This window comes from Massilia sp. SYSU DXS3249 (genome assembly GCF_053668055.1).
Map to the genome: position 1 here is coordinate 182,210 of NZ_JBSIPX010000002.1, position 15,903 is coordinate 198,112.

Here is a 15,903-nt window from a genome sequence, read left to right on the forward strand (position 1 = left end):
GTCAATGTGCGGCGCATCACCAAGCCCTCGGCCGGCATCGTAGGGTGGACGGGTCTCCCGTCCACGCGTTCAACTGGCGTGTGAGATGTCGCGACGTATCGCATGGTGCTTGAACACGTGGACGGCATAGGCGCCGCGTTCGGGTGGAGCCGTCCGGTGAATCCGTGGGCGTGGCCAGGGGCCACGCCCACCCCTACGGGGCGTCGAACGCCAGCGCCAGGATCCGGTCGAACGCGTCGCAGGCGCCGGCGCAGGCGTCGGCCACCTGCTCCTCGCCTTGCACCTGGGCGCGCAGCGCCTCCATGAAGGCGCGCCAGCGCGGGCCGGGGCCGGCTTCTCCCGCGCCGCGCAGGTAGCGCAGCGGGTGCGGCGCGAGCTGGCCGGCGAGGCGCTTGTAGAGGACGGCGCCGCCCAGTTGCGAGCCTTCGACGACGTAGGCCACGCCCCAGCGGTAGGCGGGGCTGGAGCCGGCCGGCCAGGATGCGGTCGTGCGTCGGGTGCATGCCGGGGCCGGCAGCGAGGGTTCGGCGAGGTCGGCCTCGATCAGGGACAGGTGCGGGGCGGCGGCGATGCCGGCTGCTCCCTGCGGGCCGTCTTCATAGGCATCCTGCCAGGCCTCGAGCGGCGCGAGCCAGTCGCGCAGCAGGCACAGGTGGTGGGCGTAGTCGGCGAGCGTGGCGTCGGGACGGGAGAGCGGCAAGCCGCTGTCGAGCCGCTCGTGGCGCGAGCCCGTCGCCTGCCGCAGCGCGGCCAGGACATCGGACTCGCGTGCGGTATCAAGGGGACGATTCATGGGACAGTGAAAGCGGCGAATGGGGCATCTTACCAGCCCGGCTGCGATCAGTCTGTAACAGGCTCCGGATACTCGACCGATACGATCTCGAGCTCGTCGCTGCCTTGCGGCGTCTGCAGGGTGGCGACGTCGCCCTCGCGGCACTTGGTCAGCGCACGCGCCACCGGCGACACCCAGCTGATGCGTCCGCGCAGCGGGTCGAGCTCGTCGATGCCGACGATGGTGACCGTGTGCTCCTCGCCCGCCTTGTTCACATAGGTGACGGTGGCGCCGAAGAAGACCTGGTCGTTACCGTAATGCACGCTCGGATCGACCACGAAGGCCGAGTCCATGCGCTTGGTGAGGAAGCGGATGCGGCGGTCGATCTCGCGCAGGCGCCGCTTGCCGTAGATGTAGTCGCCGTTTTCCGAGCGGTCGCCGTTCGAGGCGGCCCAGTGCACCACGCGCACCACTTCCGGCCGGTCGACGTCGATCAGCTGCAGCAGCTCATCCTTGATGGCTTTATAGCCGGCAGGGGTGATGTAGTTCTTGGCGCCGGCGGGAATCGCCTGCGCCAGCGCGACGGCTTCGTCATCGTCGTCGTTGTCGGACTCTTTTACAAATGCCTTATTCATAATTCCTATTGTAGCCCCAGCCGATGGAAAGGCCGCGCAATTGCGGCATCGATTCCCTTATCATATGGACGATGACCCCGCCCACTCCTTCGCGCCATCCCCTGCTCGCGCCGCTCCTGTACACGGTGGCGCTGCTCCTGCTGCTCGAAGAATGGCTGTGGCGCCTCGGCAGCCGCTTCGCGGCCGGGCTGGCGACCTGGCCGCCGCTGCGCGCGCTGGAAGCCGGCGTGCGGCGCCTGCCGCCGTACTGGGCGCTGCTGGTCTTCGCACTGCCCGGGCTGATGCTGCTGCCCGTCAAGCTGCTGGCGCTGCTGGCGATCGCCCACGGCCATCCGTTGTGGGGCGTGGGCGTCTTCGTCCTGGCCAAGCTGGGCGGCGCGGTAGTCGTGGCCCGTATTTATGTGTTGACCCTGCCGTCCTTGCTGGCGCTCGCCTGGTTCGCGCGGTGGCACAATCGCTTCATCATGTTCAAGGACAATCTCATCGCCCGCCTGCGTACCAGCGCCGCGTTCAGCCGCGTGCGGCGCTCGATCGCGTCCGCCAGGCGCATGCTGCGCCGCCTGCGCTACCAGCTGCAGCCGTCGGTTCCCTTCGGCAGCCGCCATGCCACGCGCAGCGCGCGTGCCCTGCGCCGCTTCGTGTCGCTCTGGCGACGGCGCCGCAAGCCGGCCGGGAGCGAACGGCCATGACCCACATGGAACCGACCCTGGCCGCGACCATGCAGCCCGCGCCCGCCGAAATCTACCTGATCGACGCCGACACCCTGGCCCTGGTCGAGGTCAACGGCAGCGCGCGCACCAACCTCGGCTACGACGGCACCCCGCTCAAGGGCATGCCGGCAAGCACGATCTTCCCGGGCCTGGCCGACGGCGCGCTGGAGCAACTGCTGGCCGGGCTGGGCGAGGACATCGGCGCCCAGCACTGCCTGCGCACTCACCTGCGCCGTGCCGACGGCAGCACCTATCCGGCCCGCCTGACCTTCCTGCGCACCCAGCGCGACGGCCGTGCACTGCTGCTGGCGATCGGCGACGACCTGTCGCCGGAACAGGCGGCCGCGGCCGCCCTTGCGCACGCACTTGCCCAATCCGAGGCGCGCTTCAACGCCATCGTCAACCACACGCCGGGCCTGGTGTACCAGTTTTTACTGAAAGCCGACGGCACCCACGCCTTCCCCTACCTGAGCGAAGGCTGCGCACCCCTGCTCGGAGTGCAGCCGGCCGCGCTGCAGGCCGACCCCGACCTGTTCCTGCGCCTGATCCTGCCCGAGGACCGCAAGAGCTACCTGGAGGCGATGGCCGTGTCGAAGGTCGGCCTGTCGAGCTGGAACTGGGAAGGCCGCATCTGGATCGACGCCTGGAAGGACGTCAAATGGATCAACCTGCGCGCCACGCCCCATGCCGCCTTCGATGCCGCCGTGCAGTGGGACGGCATCATGACCAACATTACCGACAGCAAGAACGAGCAGCAGGACGCGCTGCGTTCGCGCGCGCGCCTGGCCGAGCTGACCGACCACATCGAGCAGGTGAAGGAGCAGGAACGGGCCCGCATCGCGCGCGAAATCCATGACGACCTGGGCGGCAACCTGACCGCCATCAAGATGGCCCTGTCGATGCTGGCCAGCCGCCTGCCGCCGGAGCAGCCGCAATTGCTGGAAAAGGCCGCCTACCTCGACGACCTGGTCGACCGCACGATCGAGGCGGTGCACCGCATCTCGCTCGACCTGCGGCCCTCGACGCTCGATCTCGGCATCGTCGCCGCGCTCGAGTGGCAGGCGCGCGAATTCGAAAAGCAGGCAGGCATCGCCTGCGTCTTCCGCAGCGCCGAGCGCGAGCTCGACCTCGATCCGGAGCTCGACCCCGACCATGCGGCGGCGCTGTTCCGCATCTTCCAGGAAGCGCTGACGAACGTCGCCAAGCATGCCGGCGCCACCCGCGTCACGGTCACCCTGCGCCGCGTGCGCCAGCACCTCCATCTGACGATCTGCGACAACGGCCGCGGCATCGCCCCGGCCGACCGCCTGAAACCCCACTCCTTCGGCCTGCGCGGCATGAGCGAGCGGGCGCGGGCGCTGGGCGGCACGTTGACCTTGTCGGCGGCGCCCGGAGGTGGCACGATGGTAACAATCAAGATCCGGCTTGCGCCACCCGCAGCCAGCACCCCCAGGTAACAATGTCAGACAAAGTCACCATCCGCGTTTTCATTGCCGACGACCATGCCATCGTACGCGAGGGCCTGAAACAGATCCTGGCCGAGCAGGGCGACATCGTCGTCGCCGGCGAAGCCGAAAACGGCCTCGATGCCGTCAAGCTGTTCCGCAAGTCGCGCTGCCACGTCGTCCTGCTCGACATCTCCATGCCCGACCGCAACGGCATCGAGGTGCTCAAGCAGATCAAGCAGGAAAAACCCGACCTGGCCGTGCTGATGCTGTCGATGCACCGCGAAGACCAGTACGCGATCCGCGCCCTGAAGGCCGGCGCCGCCGGCTACCTCACCAAGCAGAGCGCGCCGCGCGAGCTGGTCACTGCGATCCGCCAGGTGGCGGGCGGCCAGAAATACGTCAGCGCCACGCTGGCCCAGGCCCTGGCCAGCCAGGTCGGCCTCGACCATGAAGCGCCTGCCCACGACAGCCTCTCGGACCGCGAATTCCAGACGCTGACCATGATCGCTTCCGGCAAGACGGTGAGCGAAATCGCGCGCGAACTGTCGCTCTCGGTCAAGACGGTCAGCGAGTACCGTGCCCGCCTGCTGGCGAAGATGCAGCTCAAGACCAGCGCCGAGCTGACGCACTACGCCATCCGCAACGGCCTGGTCGAATAAGCAAGCCTTTATGCATTGCCGGTAAGTAAGATACTTTCCGGCCTCTTTTCGGGCAATGACGAATCGAAAAACTGCTTATCATCCCGATAATCAGTCAATACGTTGTGCTTCATCATGTCGAATCCGAACCCGCCGCCTCCCCAGAATCCCGTCGACATTGCCCGGGAAGCCTTCAGGCGCCTGGCGACGCGCCGGGTGGCCCCGACACCCGAGGCCTACCGCGACATCTACAACGAGATCGCCGGCATCGCGCCGCCGCTCGCGGCCCCGGCCGGCCCCGCCCCCGAGGAAGTGCTGGGCGGCTTCGCCACCCAGCTGACCGACACGCCTGGCGAGCTGGCCGACTATGGCCGCCGTCTGAACCGCGCCGTCCAGCAGCGCGACTGGAATGCCTATGCGCGCGCGCTGTCGCAACTGGTCGAAAAACACCTCAGCCGCGGCATTCCGCCGGGTGTGACCTATGGCATGGAGGGCAAGGACACCCGCCTGCTGCGCGACCTGCTCAGCCGCACGCTGGCGTTCGCGCTGGCCTCGCTGCTGCCGGCCAGTCCCCTGCTCGCCAAGGAAGCCGAATCGCTGGGCGCCGCCGTCAAGATCGCACACAGCGACGCGGCGCTGCAGGAAATCGCCGGCCGCCTGAAGGAATTGTGTTTCCAGATCGAGCTGCACAGCGGCGACGGCGCCGAGCAGCAGGAACTGCTGCTGCGCCTGTTTAAACTGCTGCTGGAAAACGTCAGCGAACTGCTCGACGAGGACAGCTGGATGCGCGGCCAGATCGCCGCCGTCCAGGAGCTGATCGCCGGCCCGATCGACCACCGCGCCCTGGAAGACGCGACGCGCAGCCTGAAGGACGTGATCTACAAGCAGGGCCAGCTCAAGCACGACCTGTCGGATATGAAGTCCACCGTCAAGAACATGATGATGACCTTCATCGAGCGCCTCGGCTCGGTGGCGGCCGCGACCGGCGACTTCCACGACAAGATCGGCGGCTTTTCCGAGCGCATCCGCCATGCCGGCGACATCGGCGAGCTCAACGAAGTGCTGGACGAAGTGCTGCGCGAGACGCGCCATGCCCAGGCCGAAGCGCTCGCCTCGCGCGACCGCATGCTCGAAGCCCACCGCGAAGTGCAGGAGGCGGAAAGCCGGATCAAGGCGCTGGAAGCCCAGCTCCAGCACATGAGCGAACTGGTGCGCGAGGACCAGCTCACCGGCACCCTCAACCGGCGCGGCCTGGACGACGTCTACGAGCGCGAAAGCGCCCGCTCGGACCGCCGCAACACGCCGCTGTGCGTGGCCCTGCTCGACCTCGACAACTTCAAGCGCCTGAACGATACCTACGGCCACCTGGCCGGCGACAACGCCCTGCGCCACCTGGCCAAGGTGGTCAAGGCGACGCTGCGCTCGATGGACGTGATTGCCCGCTTCGGCGGCGAGGAATTCATGATCGTGCTGCCCGAGACGCCGATCGAGGCGGCGGTGCAGACCATGGTGCGGCTGCAGCGCGAGCTGACCAGGCACTTCTTCCTGCACGATAACGAGAAGCTGTTGATTACCTTCTCGGCCGGCGTCGCCCTGCGCCTGCCGAACGAAGAACAGGCGGCGCTGCTGGCGCGGGTCGACCGGGCGATGTACCAGGCCAAGCAGAGCGGCAAGAACCGTGTTGTCGTCGCCGAGTGAGCACCGGCCCGTACGGCGGCAAGCAATCGATCCCCGCACCGGTGTCCGATCCGGTGTTCCCACATACAGCGAAAGAGCGAGCGATGCCTACCCTTCCCGAGATTCACATCTGTATCCAGCAACCTGCGGGCTATGTCCACTCACTGGGCTTTCTCGACCAGGCGCGCTACTTCCGCTACCAGTTCCGGCGCCTGGGCGCGCAGGTGACGATGTCAAAGAACCGGCTGCGCCACGGCGCGGTCAACTTCGTGTTCGGCGCCCATCTCGGCTTCGATCCGGCCCAGCGCGAGCGCTATGCCTGCATCTTTGTCAATCTCGAGCAGCTCGGCGATGGCGGAGCGAAGGTGTCGGCGGACTACCTGAAGCTGCTCTCTACCTCCTCGGTCACCGACTACGACGACCAGAACGTGGCGGCGTATGCGGCGGCCGAGGACGTTCCGGTGGTGCCGCTGCTGTTTGCGCCTTACCTGGCGCCTGCACATGGCATCCCCCTGCACGAGCGTCCGATCGACCTGCTGTTCATCGGCACCGTCAACGAACGCCGCAAGGCGTGGATCGCGCGCATCGAAGCCTGCGGCATCACGGTGTCGCTGTTCGACGGCCCCCTGTACGGCGCCGAACGCGACCACTTCATCGCCCAGGCCAAGGCCGTGCTGAATACCCCGTATTACGAAACCAGCCGATTCGAGCAGGCGCGCGCCTCGCACTGCCTGTCGCTCGGCACGCCGGTGATTTCCGAGCGCACGCCGGCGGTCCGGCCACACCCGGCCTTCGAAGACAGCGTGCAATGGATCACAGACGACAGCCTGGAGCGCTTCTTCACCGAAGAGTTCAGCAGCCCGGCCTTCTACCAGGCCGCGCAAGCAGGCGTCGAGCGCTTCCGGCAAACCGATCCGGTCGAGGCCTATGCCGAACTGCTGGCCTTTGCTGCCGGCTTTCGCAACGGCCATGAGTCGGTGCGCCCGCGGCAGCCCTGGCGGCCGACCCGGATCAACCTCGGCTCGGGCAAGGACTACAAGCAAGGCTGGCTCAACATCGACGTGCTGGCGCGGACCGAGCCCGACCTGGTACTCGACCTGTCCGCGCCGCTCGCCCTGCCCCTGCACGTGGCCACCCCCGGCGCCGGCCCGCTCGTCCTGGCCGAGGGCAGCATCGACCTCATCCACGCCAACAACGTCCTCGAACACGTGCCCGACCTGGCCAGCCTGATGGGCAACTGCCTGCGCCTGCTCAAGGAAGGCGGCATCTTCGAGATCGAAGTCCCCTATGAACGCGCCAAGTCCGCATGGCAGGACCCCACCCACGTGCGGGCGATGAACGAAAACTCGTGGATCTATTACACGGACTGGTTCTGGTATCTCGGCTGGTTCGAGCATCGCTTCGAGATGGCCCATTCTGCCTGGCTCGACAGCGGCTTGAAGGAATGCAGCGCCGAACAGGCCGCCTTCATGCGCGTCTTCCTGCGCAAGATTGCCACCTCGCCGCGCGAGCGCACCACGGCGCGCGTCATGCAGCCGGATCTGCGCCTGCCGGACGATCCGGTGGCGCCTGGCGCGTTTCGAACCCTGAACATGGGTGCTAACTCGTAACAGGCTTCGTCACGCCCGGCCAGGCGCTGCTAGCGTTTGGCCGCCAGCTCCCAGTACTGCGCGGCCTTTTCCTTGTCGCCCAGCGTCTCGTAAACCACCGCCAGGTTATGCGCGGCCAGGAAACTGCCGCGCCCCTTTACCGTGCCCGACAGCGATGGCTGGTCGCCGATCTCGAGGCACCGCAGCCATGCCGCCTCGATCATGGGCACCAAGCCATTGAAGTGCTCCGGGCCGTTCTGCTTGCCCCAGTTGTATAGCACGTCACCCAAGGCGAAAAAGAAATCGGGCGAGTGTTCCCAGTTTTTCATTTCCGATTCCGCAAACTGGATCGCGGCTTCGAATTGCCCTGTCTTGTTCAAGGCAAAAATGGTGCGCACGACCAAGTCATGGCGGAATGCATACTCCGGCTTCACGTATAGCATTGCCTGGGTGTAACGCAGCACTGCCGTGACGTAATCCTTGTCGACCGCATGGCTCACTCCTAATTGGAAGAGCAGATACGGGTCGGTGGGCGACTCTTCCAGCGCGTGCAGGAGCAGGCTGATGTTGCGTCCCTTTTTGCGTTGCAGCTCCTCCGGCCGGTAACCGTCATGCAGAATTGGCAACTCGATGCGGCGGCCTCTCAGGTCGGACACCGGCTGTTCGTGGATCCGGCCGGCGTAACGTACGCCACGCGGCAAAATCCTCGGTATCCACGAAACCGATTCTTCGATCCGGCCATCCAGGTTGAACTGGCTGGCGATCGGTAGATGACCGATAAAGGGCTTTTTCTGGGCGGCAAGGCCGGACGACAACTGCATCTTGTCAGGAACCTCGCCGATCCACTCGTCGGCATCCAGGATCAGGTTCCACTTCGCCGACGAATGGTCCAGCGCAGCATTGCGGGCGGCAGCAAAATCGTCGCACCAGCCGAAATGGTGGACGCGCGCACCGAAGCTTTTTGCAATCTGCACCGTGTTGTCGGTCGATCCGGTGTCGAGCACGATGATCTCGTCAACGACACCCCTGGCGGACTTCAGGCAGCGTGCAATGCAGCGCTCTTCATCCCGCACAATCATTACCAACGCCAGTGTTGTCATTTCCGAAGTCCTTTTGCCAGTGGGCGAATGTGTTGCTCCCCGAACCCAATTATACGGCCCGTCCGCAGCCCTCCCACAGGAAGCCTGCGGAATTTTTCGGCATGGCAAACAGATCATTGTTGATGGAAGAGCCTCTCTTTCGGCCCCATCCGGGCTGCCGATGCAGGTCTGCACGCCTGGAAAAATAAATTTTTTGCCCCTAAAGAATCAAAAAAACAGGTCGTATAGCAGGCCGCGCCAGCGCGCTCCCTGCAAAAAAATCGAAAATTTTCTGGTTCCCACCATCAACTTTTTTTGAAAGCCTCCGTTACCTGATTCAACTGCGGTGTGATTGTCTCGGAACGAAAAGAGAAGCAGGTCACACGCGGCACTTAGCCCAACCGAAATTACTAGTCAGGAGAAACATCATGGCCGCATACATCAACACCAATACCGCCTCCCTCAACTCGCAGCGCAACCTGAGCACCTCGCAAACCTCGCTGACCAACTCGCTGCAGCGCCTGTCGTCGGGCCTGCGCGTCAACAGCGCCAAGGATGACGCGGCCGGCCTGTCGATCGCAACCAAGATGGACACCCAGGTGCGCGGCATGTCGCAGGCCATCCGCAACGCCAACGACGGTATCTCGCTGGCCCAGACTGCAGACGGCGCACTGGCGACTGCAACCGAAGCAATGCAGCGCATGCGTGAGCTGGCTGTGCAGGGCGCCAACGGCACCAACGCGACCGAAGACTCGGCCAACCTGAAAAAGGAATTCGACGCACTGGCAGAGGAAGTGCTGCGCCTGGCGCAAGACACCAAGTTCAACGGCAAAAACATTCTGGCGGACGACGCGGTCGACATCGACATCCAGGTTGGCGCGGACAACGGCGACACGATCTCGATCAAGGCAACCGACTTGGAAACGATCGCCAGCGCCATCGGCGCCGCCGACCTGAGCGATGCAACCGGCTCGATCGCCGCGCTGGACACCCTCGACGAGGCACTGGCCAGCGTGACGGAACTGCGCGCCGACCTGGGCGCCACCCAGAACCGCCTGTCGTACTCGATCAGCAACCTGCAGTCGTCGGTCGAGAACCAGTCCGCTGCAAAGAGCCGCATCATGGACACCGACTTCGCCGCAGAAACCGCCAGCATGACCCGCGGCCAGATCCTGCAGCAGGCAGGTACCGCGATGCTGGCCCAGGCCAACTCGCTGCCGAACGGCGTGCTGGCCCTGCTGCGCGGCTAATCGCCCCTCTCGCCCAGCGTGGGAAGATAACCCGGTCCGATTCGTCGGCCGGGTTTTTCTGATTTCAAGGAGCTATCGTGGACATCCGTTCGACCAGCAACATGCATGCCGCCTTCCCACCGCCGCCGGCCGCCGAGCGCGGCGCCGCAAGCGCCCAGCCGGCCCCAGCCTCGACCCCGATCTGGATCGATGCGCCCAAGCCGGCCGGCGCCGCGCCCGACAAGGACGAGCTCAAGCAGGCGCTCGAGAGCATCAACACTGCGCTGCAGGACCGCTCGCCGGGACTGGAGTTTTCGATCGACCGTGACAGCGACCGCTCGGTGGTGAAGGTGGTCGACAAGGACACCCAGGAAGTCATCCGCCAGATGCCGTCGCGCGAAGCAATCGAGATTGCCAAGGCGCTGGACAAGCTGCACAGCCTGATGGTCAGGGCGACGGCGTAAGCGAAGCGGGAACAGACGGGTCTTTCCCCCTCTAAAGTACGGCTTCGCCGCGCCGTTATTAACGTATATTCCAGTTTTCCCCCGGAGGCAACATGGCTCTCACCTCAGCCGGCATCGGTTCCGGCCTGCCAATCGAAAACATCATCACCCAGCTGATGAGCTTCGAGAAAAGGCCGCTGACGCTGCTCGACCAGAAGGTTGCGGGGTTCCAGGCAAAGCTGTCGGCCATCGGCACGCTCAAGAGCGCGTTCTCCACTTTCCAGAACGCGGCCCAGGGCCTGGCGGACATCGGCAAGTTCCAGGCGCTGACCACGAGCGTCGGCGATGCCGCGGTCGCCACCGCCACTGCCGGCTCGTCCGCAGCCCCCGGCAACTATTCGCTCGAAGTGAGCTCGCTGGCGCAGGCCCAGAAGCTGGCATCGAAAGGCCAGGCCAGCGCCACGACCCAGCTCGGGGGCGGCACCATCAGTTTCGACCTGGGCACGATTAGCCTTGGTGAGACAGGCACGTTCGACAGCGCGACCGGCAAGTACACCGGCGCCACCTTCGCTTCCAGCGGCACCGGCGTCAAGACCGTCACTATCGACCCGACCAACAGTTCGCTGGCCGGCATCCGCGACGCCATCAACAAGGCCGGCATCGGCGTCACCGCATCGCTCGTCAACGACGGCAGCGCCACGCCCCACCGCCTGGTCCTGACCGAAACGGCCACCGGCAAGGCCAGCAGCATGAAGATCAGCGTGGATGGCGCGGCCGGGCTGCAAAATCTGCTGAGCCACGACCCGGCAGGCGCCCAGGCAATGACGGAAACGGTCAAGGCGCAAAACGCCGAGTTCAAGCTCGACGGCCTGGCGATCAGCAGCGCCACCAACAAGGTCACCAGCGCCATCGAGGGCGTGACCCTGACCCTGGCCAAGACCAACGCCGGCACGCCCACCACGGTCGGCGTGACGCGCGACACCAAGACGGTCACCGAGTCGGTCGGCAAGTTCGTCAGCGCCTTCAATGAAATCAACAAGAAGATGAACGACCTGACGGCCTACAACCCGGCCACCAAGAAGGCCGCCGTACTGAACGGCGACGCGACGGTCCGCAGCATGCAGACCCAGCTGCGCTCCCTGCTGGGCAGCCCGGTGGCCAACGGCGGCACCGGCTTTACCATGTTGTCCGACATCGGGGTGACGGTCAAGGCGGGCGTGATGGCGGTCGACGACGCCAAGCTGCAAAAAGCCATCGAGAACAATTTCAACGACATCGCCGGCCTGTTCGCTGCGACCGGCAAGCCGAGCGACAGCCTGGTGTCGTTCACAGGGGCGAGCGCCAAGACGGTGGCGGGCACCTATGCGGTGCAGGTCACGCAGCAGGCGACCCAGGGCAGCCTCGCCGGCGACGGCGCCGCCAACCTCGATCTCAGCACCGGCAACAATGTGCTCGACGTCACGCTCAACGGAGTAAAAGCAACCGTCACGCTCGAATCGCGTATCTATGGCACGCACGCCGAATTGGCTGCCGAGCTACAATCGAAGATCAACGGCGTGGCGGCGTTCTCGTCGGCCGGATCGAGCGTCACCGTCACCGAGAGCGGGGGCGTGCTCGGCATGACCTCGAGCCGCTACGGTTCCGCCTCGAACATCGTCATCGCCGGCAGCGGCGCCGCCGACCTGTTCGGTTCGGCCACCTCGACCGCCGGGCAAAATGTCGCCGGCACCATCGGCGGCAAGCCGGCCACCGGCTCCGGGCGCACCCTGACGGCCGATGCCGGCAGCCCGGCCGAAGGCCTGGCGCTGCGCATCGACGGCGACACCGGCGACCGCGGCACCGTCAGCTATGCCCGCGGCTATGCGGCCCAGTTCGACCAGCTGATGACCACCCTGCTCGACAGCTCGAAAGGGCCGCTGGCCTCGCGTACCGACGGGCTCAATTCCTCCATCAAGAGCCTGGCGGACAACCGGGTACGCATGGAAGACCGCCTCGCGGCCACCGAACAGCGCCTGCGCGCCCAGTACAGCGCGCTCGACGCCACGGTTGCCCGCATGAACTCGACCAGTTCCTACCTGTCCCAGCAGCTCACGGCGCTGAGCAACATGATCAGCTAAGCATCGGGCTTTTCGACACAGCAGGCCGGCCCCGTAGCCGGCCTTTTTTTATTTCCGAATGACCGTCTTGGTCACCCGCACCGGACGACCTGATATCACGTTTCCGCACATTAAAGCATGACACAATTCCTGTCGGGCCCGCATTCCTAAAAATAGCGGATTCCGGCATCGCGCCCCTATGTACAGGTACCGGATGGCACGCCGGTAAATTGTGAACTATGCAGAAACCAGAGATTCCGGTTGACGAGGCAAAACGCCTGGCCGCACTGTACGCGACCAACCTGTTCGGTACCGGCCCCGAGGAAGCCTTCGACCGCATCACGCGCATGGCCGCCAAGCTGCTGGATGTGCCGACCGCGCTGATTTCCCTGGTCGGCAGCGATGTCCAGTGGTTCAAGTCGCGCTGCGGCTTTGCCTCGCACTACACCTCGCGCGACGTGTCCTTCTGCGGCCACGCGATCCTCTCCGACGCCCCGCTGGTCGTCCCGGACGCCGCCGGCGACCCGCGCTTCGCAGACAACCCGATCGTGACCGGCGCGCCCTTCATCCGCTTTTATGCGGGCGTGCAGCTGTACTCGGTCGAGCGCGCCAAGCTCGGCACCCTGTGCATCATCGACACCCGGCCGCGCGAGATCGGCGAAGCCGAACTGGCCGAGCTGCACGAACTGGCGCGCATGGTCGAGGAGCTGATCTATCACCGCCAGCTGGCCTACGCGGCCCAGGAACTGCATGCGCAGTTGCACAACAACCTGCAGCACGACGCACCGAGCGCCCAGCTGGCCAGCGCCGCCGGCCAGGTCGAATTCCTGCTGACCCACGACACCCTCACCGGCCTGGCCAACCGCCAGGCGCTGCTGCGCGCGATCCGCGCCGGCATCGACGAGTGGCGCGGCCGCGGCGCCTCGGCCGTGGTGGCCTGCCTCAACATCGACCGCTTCAAGCGCATCAACAAGGCGCTGGGCCACGCCGCCGGCGACGAGGTGCTGGTGGCGGTGACCCGCAGCCTGAAGGCTCACCTGGCGCCGGGCGAAACGCTGGCGCGCACCGGCAACGACGAGTTCGTGCTGGTGCTCGACCAGGCCGGCGCGAACGTGGAACCGGCGGGGCTGACGGCGCGCCTGCGCCGGCTGATGGACACGGTCAACCACAGCGTGTTCTGGTCGGGCCACGAAATCGCCCTCACCTGCAGCATCGGCTTCACCTGCTTCCCGCATGACGGCGAGGATGCCGATGTGCTGCTCAACAACGCGGCCGCGGCCATGCGCCATGCCAAGGCCCTGGGCGGCGCCCGCATCGAACACTTCGCCCTGCACCAGCGCCACGAGCTCGGGCGCCGGATGGCGCTCGAAAGCCACCTGCGGCGCGCCCTCGAGCGTGCGGAGCTTTACCTGCAATACCAGCCCAAGATCGACCTGCGCGGCGGCACCCTGGCCGGCTTCGAAGCGCTGCTGCGCTGGCAGCATCCGGAATACGGCATCGTCTCGCCCGACGAATTCATCCCGATCGCCGAGGAAACCGGCCTGATCGTCCCGATCGGGGAATGGATCGTCGCCACCGCGATTCGGCAGATGGCCGCCTGGCGCGAGGAGGGCCTGCCGCAGGTGCCGGTCGCGGTCAACCTGTCGGCGCGCCAGTTCCTGCAGGGCGATGTGGTAGCGACCATCGAACACCTGCTGCAGGGCGCCGGGCTGGGCGCGGACGCCCTCGAGCTGGAACTGACGGAAAGCGTGTCGATGGCCGATCCGGAACGCAGCCTGGCGATCATGCACAGGCTCAAGAAGCTCGGCGTCACCCTCAGCATCGACGACTTCGGCACCGGCTACTCGAGCTTCAGCTACCTGAAACGCCTGCCGATCGACAAGCTCAAGATCGACAAGTCCTTCATCCACGACATGGTGCACAGCGCCGACTCGCGCGCGATCGTGGGGGCGATCGTGGCGATGGCGCACCGGCTCAACCTGCGCGTGGTGGCCGAGGGGGTGGAACTGGCGGCCCAGGCCGGCGCCCTGCGCGACAGCGGCTGCGACCAGGCGCAGGGTTTCCTGTATGCCCGCCCGCTCGATGCGCTCGACGCCGGGCGCTATCTGGCCGTGCGGCCAGAACAGGGACGGCCGCCGCGCAAAGCGTCGGCATGATGTGTATTTGCAACGGAAACAATTTCTCACAATTGGCTCCGGTGTGCGCCTCCGGCATGGATATCATTGTGTTAATGCGCAATGTGCGTGGAGTGCGGGCAGGCCTGGTGCGGTATCATGCCGCTCGCCCCTGATGAACGGTGAATGCATGATGACCCAACGAAGAACCGACGAGCAGACGGCGCTGACCGCCGAATATGCTCTCTACCTGGTCGATATCCGGGGCGTCGATTTCGCCCTGAATTATCTCGACACCTGTAACGTCCCGCGCACCATCCTCACCCGCGCGCTGCAATCGCCCGAGTCGCGGCGCCATCACGAACGCCGCAAGCAACCACGCAACGACTGATCTGCCGCACACCGCGCAGCTGGCTTTTTTGTTGCTGCGCAAGCCATTGATCCTTCCGTCTTCCCCTGCTTTTCGCGCCATCGCTCCCTTATCTGGATGACAAAGCCGTAAAAAGCCGGGTATTCCCTGCTCTCAAGTCCCGTTAGAAGCTGCCGTTAAGCCAGTAAACTACCCTCGCTGAACAATGGCAGGCCGGCGTCGATACCGTGGCCTTGCAGATGCGGCACACAATTTATCAGGGGCAGAGCGCGCAGGCATGCTCTCCCCCAGCCATGGAAGTATTGGAGGTTCACGATGTTTGGATCGATGCAGCGCGGCGTCAACGCTTACGCCAAAGTGGGACTGGAAACCTCGGTGATTTCCGCCTCGCCCCATAAACTGATCGTCCTGCTGTACGACGGCGCACTGGCCGCCATCAAGACCGCGGCCCGCCACATGGCGGCCGGCCAGATCGCCGAAAAAGGCGTGGCGATCGGCAAGGCCCTCGACATCATCAACAACGGCCTGCGCGCCAGCCTCGACAAGAAAGGCGGCGGCGACATCGCCGCCAACCTCGATTCGCTGTACGTCTACATGGCCCAGCGCCTGCTGACCGCCAGCCTGGAGAACAAGCCGGCCATGCTCGAGGAAGTGCAGGTGCTGCTGGCCGACCTGCGCGACGCCTGGACGCAAATCGGCGACAAGCCGGCCCAGGCAGACATGGCGCCATCCACCGTCCTCGCGAGCGCCTGATGATGACCAACCAGGAAGTGCTGTCCGAATACGCCGCGGTGGCCGAACTGACCGGGCAGATGCTGGCCGCCGCCGAAGCGGGCGACTGGGACCAGCTGGTGGTCCTCGAGCAGCGCTGCACCGAGCACGTCGACATCCTCAAGCGCTGCGAGGCGGCGGTCGAACTCAACCCGAGCGGGCGCCAGGCCAAGCTCGACTGCATTCGCCGCATCCTCGCCGACGACCGCCGCATCCGCGACCTGACCATGCCGTGGATGGCCCAGCTGTCGGCCCTGATCAGCAATTCCGGCACCCAGCGCCGCCTCGCCAACGCCTACGGCAGCGTCTGACCCACGGCAGACGCATCTCCC

At 65.6% G+C, this 15,903-nt stretch carries 15 protein-coding genes; 12 read left to right on the forward strand and 3 right to left on the reverse strand.

Annotated elements, in window-relative coordinates:
* Positions 1 to 193: 193 nt before the first annotated feature.
* A complete protein-coding gene (locus ACWCIA_RS03050; protein WP_454160856.1) occupies positions 194 to 793 on the reverse strand; it encodes a biliverdin-producing heme oxygenase in 600 nt (199 codons plus the stop codon).
* 47 nt (positions 794 to 840) lie between these two features.
* Entirely contained in the window at positions 841 to 1,407 is a 567-nt protein-coding gene (greB, locus tag ACWCIA_RS03055) for a transcription elongation factor GreB (RefSeq protein WP_454160858.1), read from the reverse strand.
* A gap of 71 nt (positions 1,408 to 1,478) precedes the next feature.
* On the opposite strand from greB, the gene ACWCIA_RS03060 reads away from it, so the two are divergent.
* From ACWCIA_RS03060 to ACWCIA_RS03080, 5 genes are all read left to right on the forward strand, one after another.
* Positions 1,479 to 2,096 carry a hypothetical protein gene (locus tag ACWCIA_RS03060; protein WP_454160860.1) on the forward strand — a complete coding sequence of 206 codons (618 nt, stop codon included), beginning with the start codon at positions 1,479 to 1,481 and terminating at the stop codon, positions 2,094 to 2,096.
* Entirely contained in the window at positions 2,093 to 3,574 is a 1,482-nt protein-coding gene (locus ACWCIA_RS03065) for an ATP-binding protein (protein WP_454160862.1), read from the forward strand. The genes ACWCIA_RS03060 and ACWCIA_RS03065 overlap by 4 nt, the downstream gene beginning before the upstream one ends.
* Before the next feature lie 2 nt (positions 3,575 to 3,576).
* Positions 3,577 to 4,224 carry a response regulator gene (locus ACWCIA_RS03070; protein ID WP_454160864.1) on the forward strand — a complete coding sequence of 216 codons (648 nt, stop codon included), beginning with the start codon at positions 3,577 to 3,579 and terminating at the stop codon, positions 4,222 to 4,224.
* A 114-nt stretch (positions 4,225 to 4,338) separates the two neighbouring features.
* Positions 4,339 to 5,901 (forward strand): GGDEF domain-containing protein, encoded by a 1,563-nt coding sequence (locus tag ACWCIA_RS03075; protein ID WP_454160866.1) that lies wholly within the window; start codon positions 4,339 to 4,341, stop codon positions 5,899 to 5,901.
* An 83-nt stretch (positions 5,902 to 5,984) separates the two neighbouring features.
* On the forward strand, positions 5,985 to 7,490 hold the full coding sequence (locus tag ACWCIA_RS03080; protein WP_454160868.1) for a methyltransferase domain-containing protein: 1,506 nt from the start codon (positions 5,985 to 5,987) through the stop codon (positions 7,488 to 7,490).
* A 29-nt stretch (positions 7,491 to 7,519) separates the two neighbouring features.
* Here ACWCIA_RS03080 and ACWCIA_RS03085 read toward each other — a convergent pair whose 3' ends face one another.
* Complete coding sequence (locus ACWCIA_RS03085; protein WP_454160870.1) at positions 7,520 to 8,569, reverse strand: glycosyltransferase; 1,050 nt, start codon at positions 8,567 to 8,569, stop codon at positions 7,520 to 7,522.
* A 407-nt stretch (positions 8,570 to 8,976) separates the two neighbouring features.
* On the opposite strand from ACWCIA_RS03085, the gene ACWCIA_RS03090 reads away from it, so the two are divergent.
* The 7 genes from ACWCIA_RS03090 to ACWCIA_RS03120 all read left to right on the forward strand — a co-directional run bounded on the left by ACWCIA_RS03090 (position 8,977) and on the right by ACWCIA_RS03120 (position 15,882).
* Complete coding sequence (locus ACWCIA_RS03090; RefSeq protein ID WP_454160872.1) at positions 8,977 to 9,798, forward strand: flagellin N-terminal helical domain-containing protein; 822 nt, start codon at positions 8,977 to 8,979, stop codon at positions 9,796 to 9,798.
* A 77-nt stretch (positions 9,799 to 9,875) separates the two neighbouring features.
* Positions 9,876 to 10,241 carry a flagellar protein FlaG gene (locus tag ACWCIA_RS03095; RefSeq protein WP_454160874.1) on the forward strand — a complete coding sequence of 122 codons (366 nt, stop codon included), beginning with the start codon at positions 9,876 to 9,878 and terminating at the stop codon, positions 10,239 to 10,241.
* A 92-nt stretch (positions 10,242 to 10,333) separates the two neighbouring features.
* Positions 10,334 to 12,337, forward strand: coding sequence for a flagellar filament capping protein FliD (fliD, locus tag ACWCIA_RS03100; protein WP_454160875.1), 2,004 nt, complete (start codon positions 10,334 to 10,336; stop codon positions 12,335 to 12,337).
* Positions 12,338 to 12,555: 218 nt separating this feature from the next.
* Positions 12,556 to 14,472, forward strand: a complete 1,917-nt coding sequence (locus tag ACWCIA_RS03105) for a putative bifunctional diguanylate cyclase/phosphodiesterase (protein WP_454160877.1) — start codon at positions 12,556 to 12,558, stop codon at positions 14,470 to 14,472.
* A gap of 151 nt (positions 14,473 to 14,623) precedes the next feature.
* Positions 14,624 to 14,821, forward strand: a complete 198-nt coding sequence (locus ACWCIA_RS03110) for a hypothetical protein (protein ID WP_454160879.1) — start codon at positions 14,624 to 14,626, stop codon at positions 14,819 to 14,821.
* 294 nt (positions 14,822 to 15,115) lie between these two features.
* Positions 15,116 to 15,553, forward strand: a complete 438-nt coding sequence (gene fliS, locus ACWCIA_RS03115) for a flagellar export chaperone FliS (RefSeq protein WP_454160881.1) — start codon at positions 15,116 to 15,118, stop codon at positions 15,551 to 15,553.
* Positions 15,553 to 15,882 (forward strand): flagellar protein FliT, encoded by a 330-nt coding sequence (locus tag ACWCIA_RS03120; protein WP_454160883.1) that lies wholly within the window; start codon positions 15,553 to 15,555, stop codon positions 15,880 to 15,882. The genes fliS and ACWCIA_RS03120 overlap by 1 nt, the downstream gene beginning before the upstream one ends.
* Positions 15,883 to 15,903 lie beyond the last annotated feature (21 nt).

What these genes read in the sequence shown, in the direction of transcription:
- ACWCIA_RS03050 (WP_454160856.1), bottom strand. Translation starts at nt 793, where the DNA reads ATGAATCGTCCCCTTGATACCGCACGCGAGTCCGATGTCCTGGCCGCG.
- greB (WP_454160858.1), bottom strand. Translation starts at nt 1,407, where the DNA reads ATGAATAAGGCATTTGTAAAAGAGTCCGACAACGACGACGATGACGAA.
- ACWCIA_RS03060 (WP_454160860.1), top strand. Translation starts at nt 1,479, where the DNA reads ATGACCCCGCCCACTCCTTCGCGCCATCCCCTGCTCGCGCCGCTCCTG.
- ACWCIA_RS03065 (WP_454160862.1), top strand. Translation starts at nt 2,093, where the DNA reads ATGACCCACATGGAACCGACCCTGGCCGCGACCATGCAGCCCGCGCCC.
- ACWCIA_RS03070 (WP_454160864.1), top strand. Translation starts at nt 3,577, where the DNA reads ATGTCAGACAAAGTCACCATCCGCGTTTTCATTGCCGACGACCATGCC.
- ACWCIA_RS03075 (WP_454160866.1), top strand. Translation starts at nt 4,339, where the DNA reads ATGTCGAATCCGAACCCGCCGCCTCCCCAGAATCCCGTCGACATTGCC.
- ACWCIA_RS03080 (WP_454160868.1), top strand. Translation starts at nt 5,985, where the DNA reads ATGCCTACCCTTCCCGAGATTCACATCTGTATCCAGCAACCTGCGGGC.
- ACWCIA_RS03085 (WP_454160870.1), bottom strand. Translation starts at nt 8,569, where the DNA reads ATGACAACACTGGCGTTGGTAATGATTGTGCGGGATGAAGAGCGCTGC.
- ACWCIA_RS03090 (WP_454160872.1), top strand. Translation starts at nt 8,977, where the DNA reads ATGGCCGCATACATCAACACCAATACCGCCTCCCTCAACTCGCAGCGC.
- fliD (WP_454160875.1), top strand. Translation starts at nt 10,334, where the DNA reads ATGGCTCTCACCTCAGCCGGCATCGGTTCCGGCCTGCCAATCGAAAAC.
- ACWCIA_RS03105 (WP_454160877.1), top strand. Translation starts at nt 12,556, where the DNA reads ATGCAGAAACCAGAGATTCCGGTTGACGAGGCAAAACGCCTGGCCGCA.
- ACWCIA_RS03110 (WP_454160879.1), top strand. Translation starts at nt 14,624, where the DNA reads ATGACCCAACGAAGAACCGACGAGCAGACGGCGCTGACCGCCGAATAT.
- fliS (WP_454160881.1), top strand. Translation starts at nt 15,116, where the DNA reads ATGTTTGGATCGATGCAGCGCGGCGTCAACGCTTACGCCAAAGTGGGA.
- ACWCIA_RS03120 (WP_454160883.1), top strand. Translation starts at nt 15,553, where the DNA reads ATGATGACCAACCAGGAAGTGCTGTCCGAATACGCCGCGGTGGCCGAA.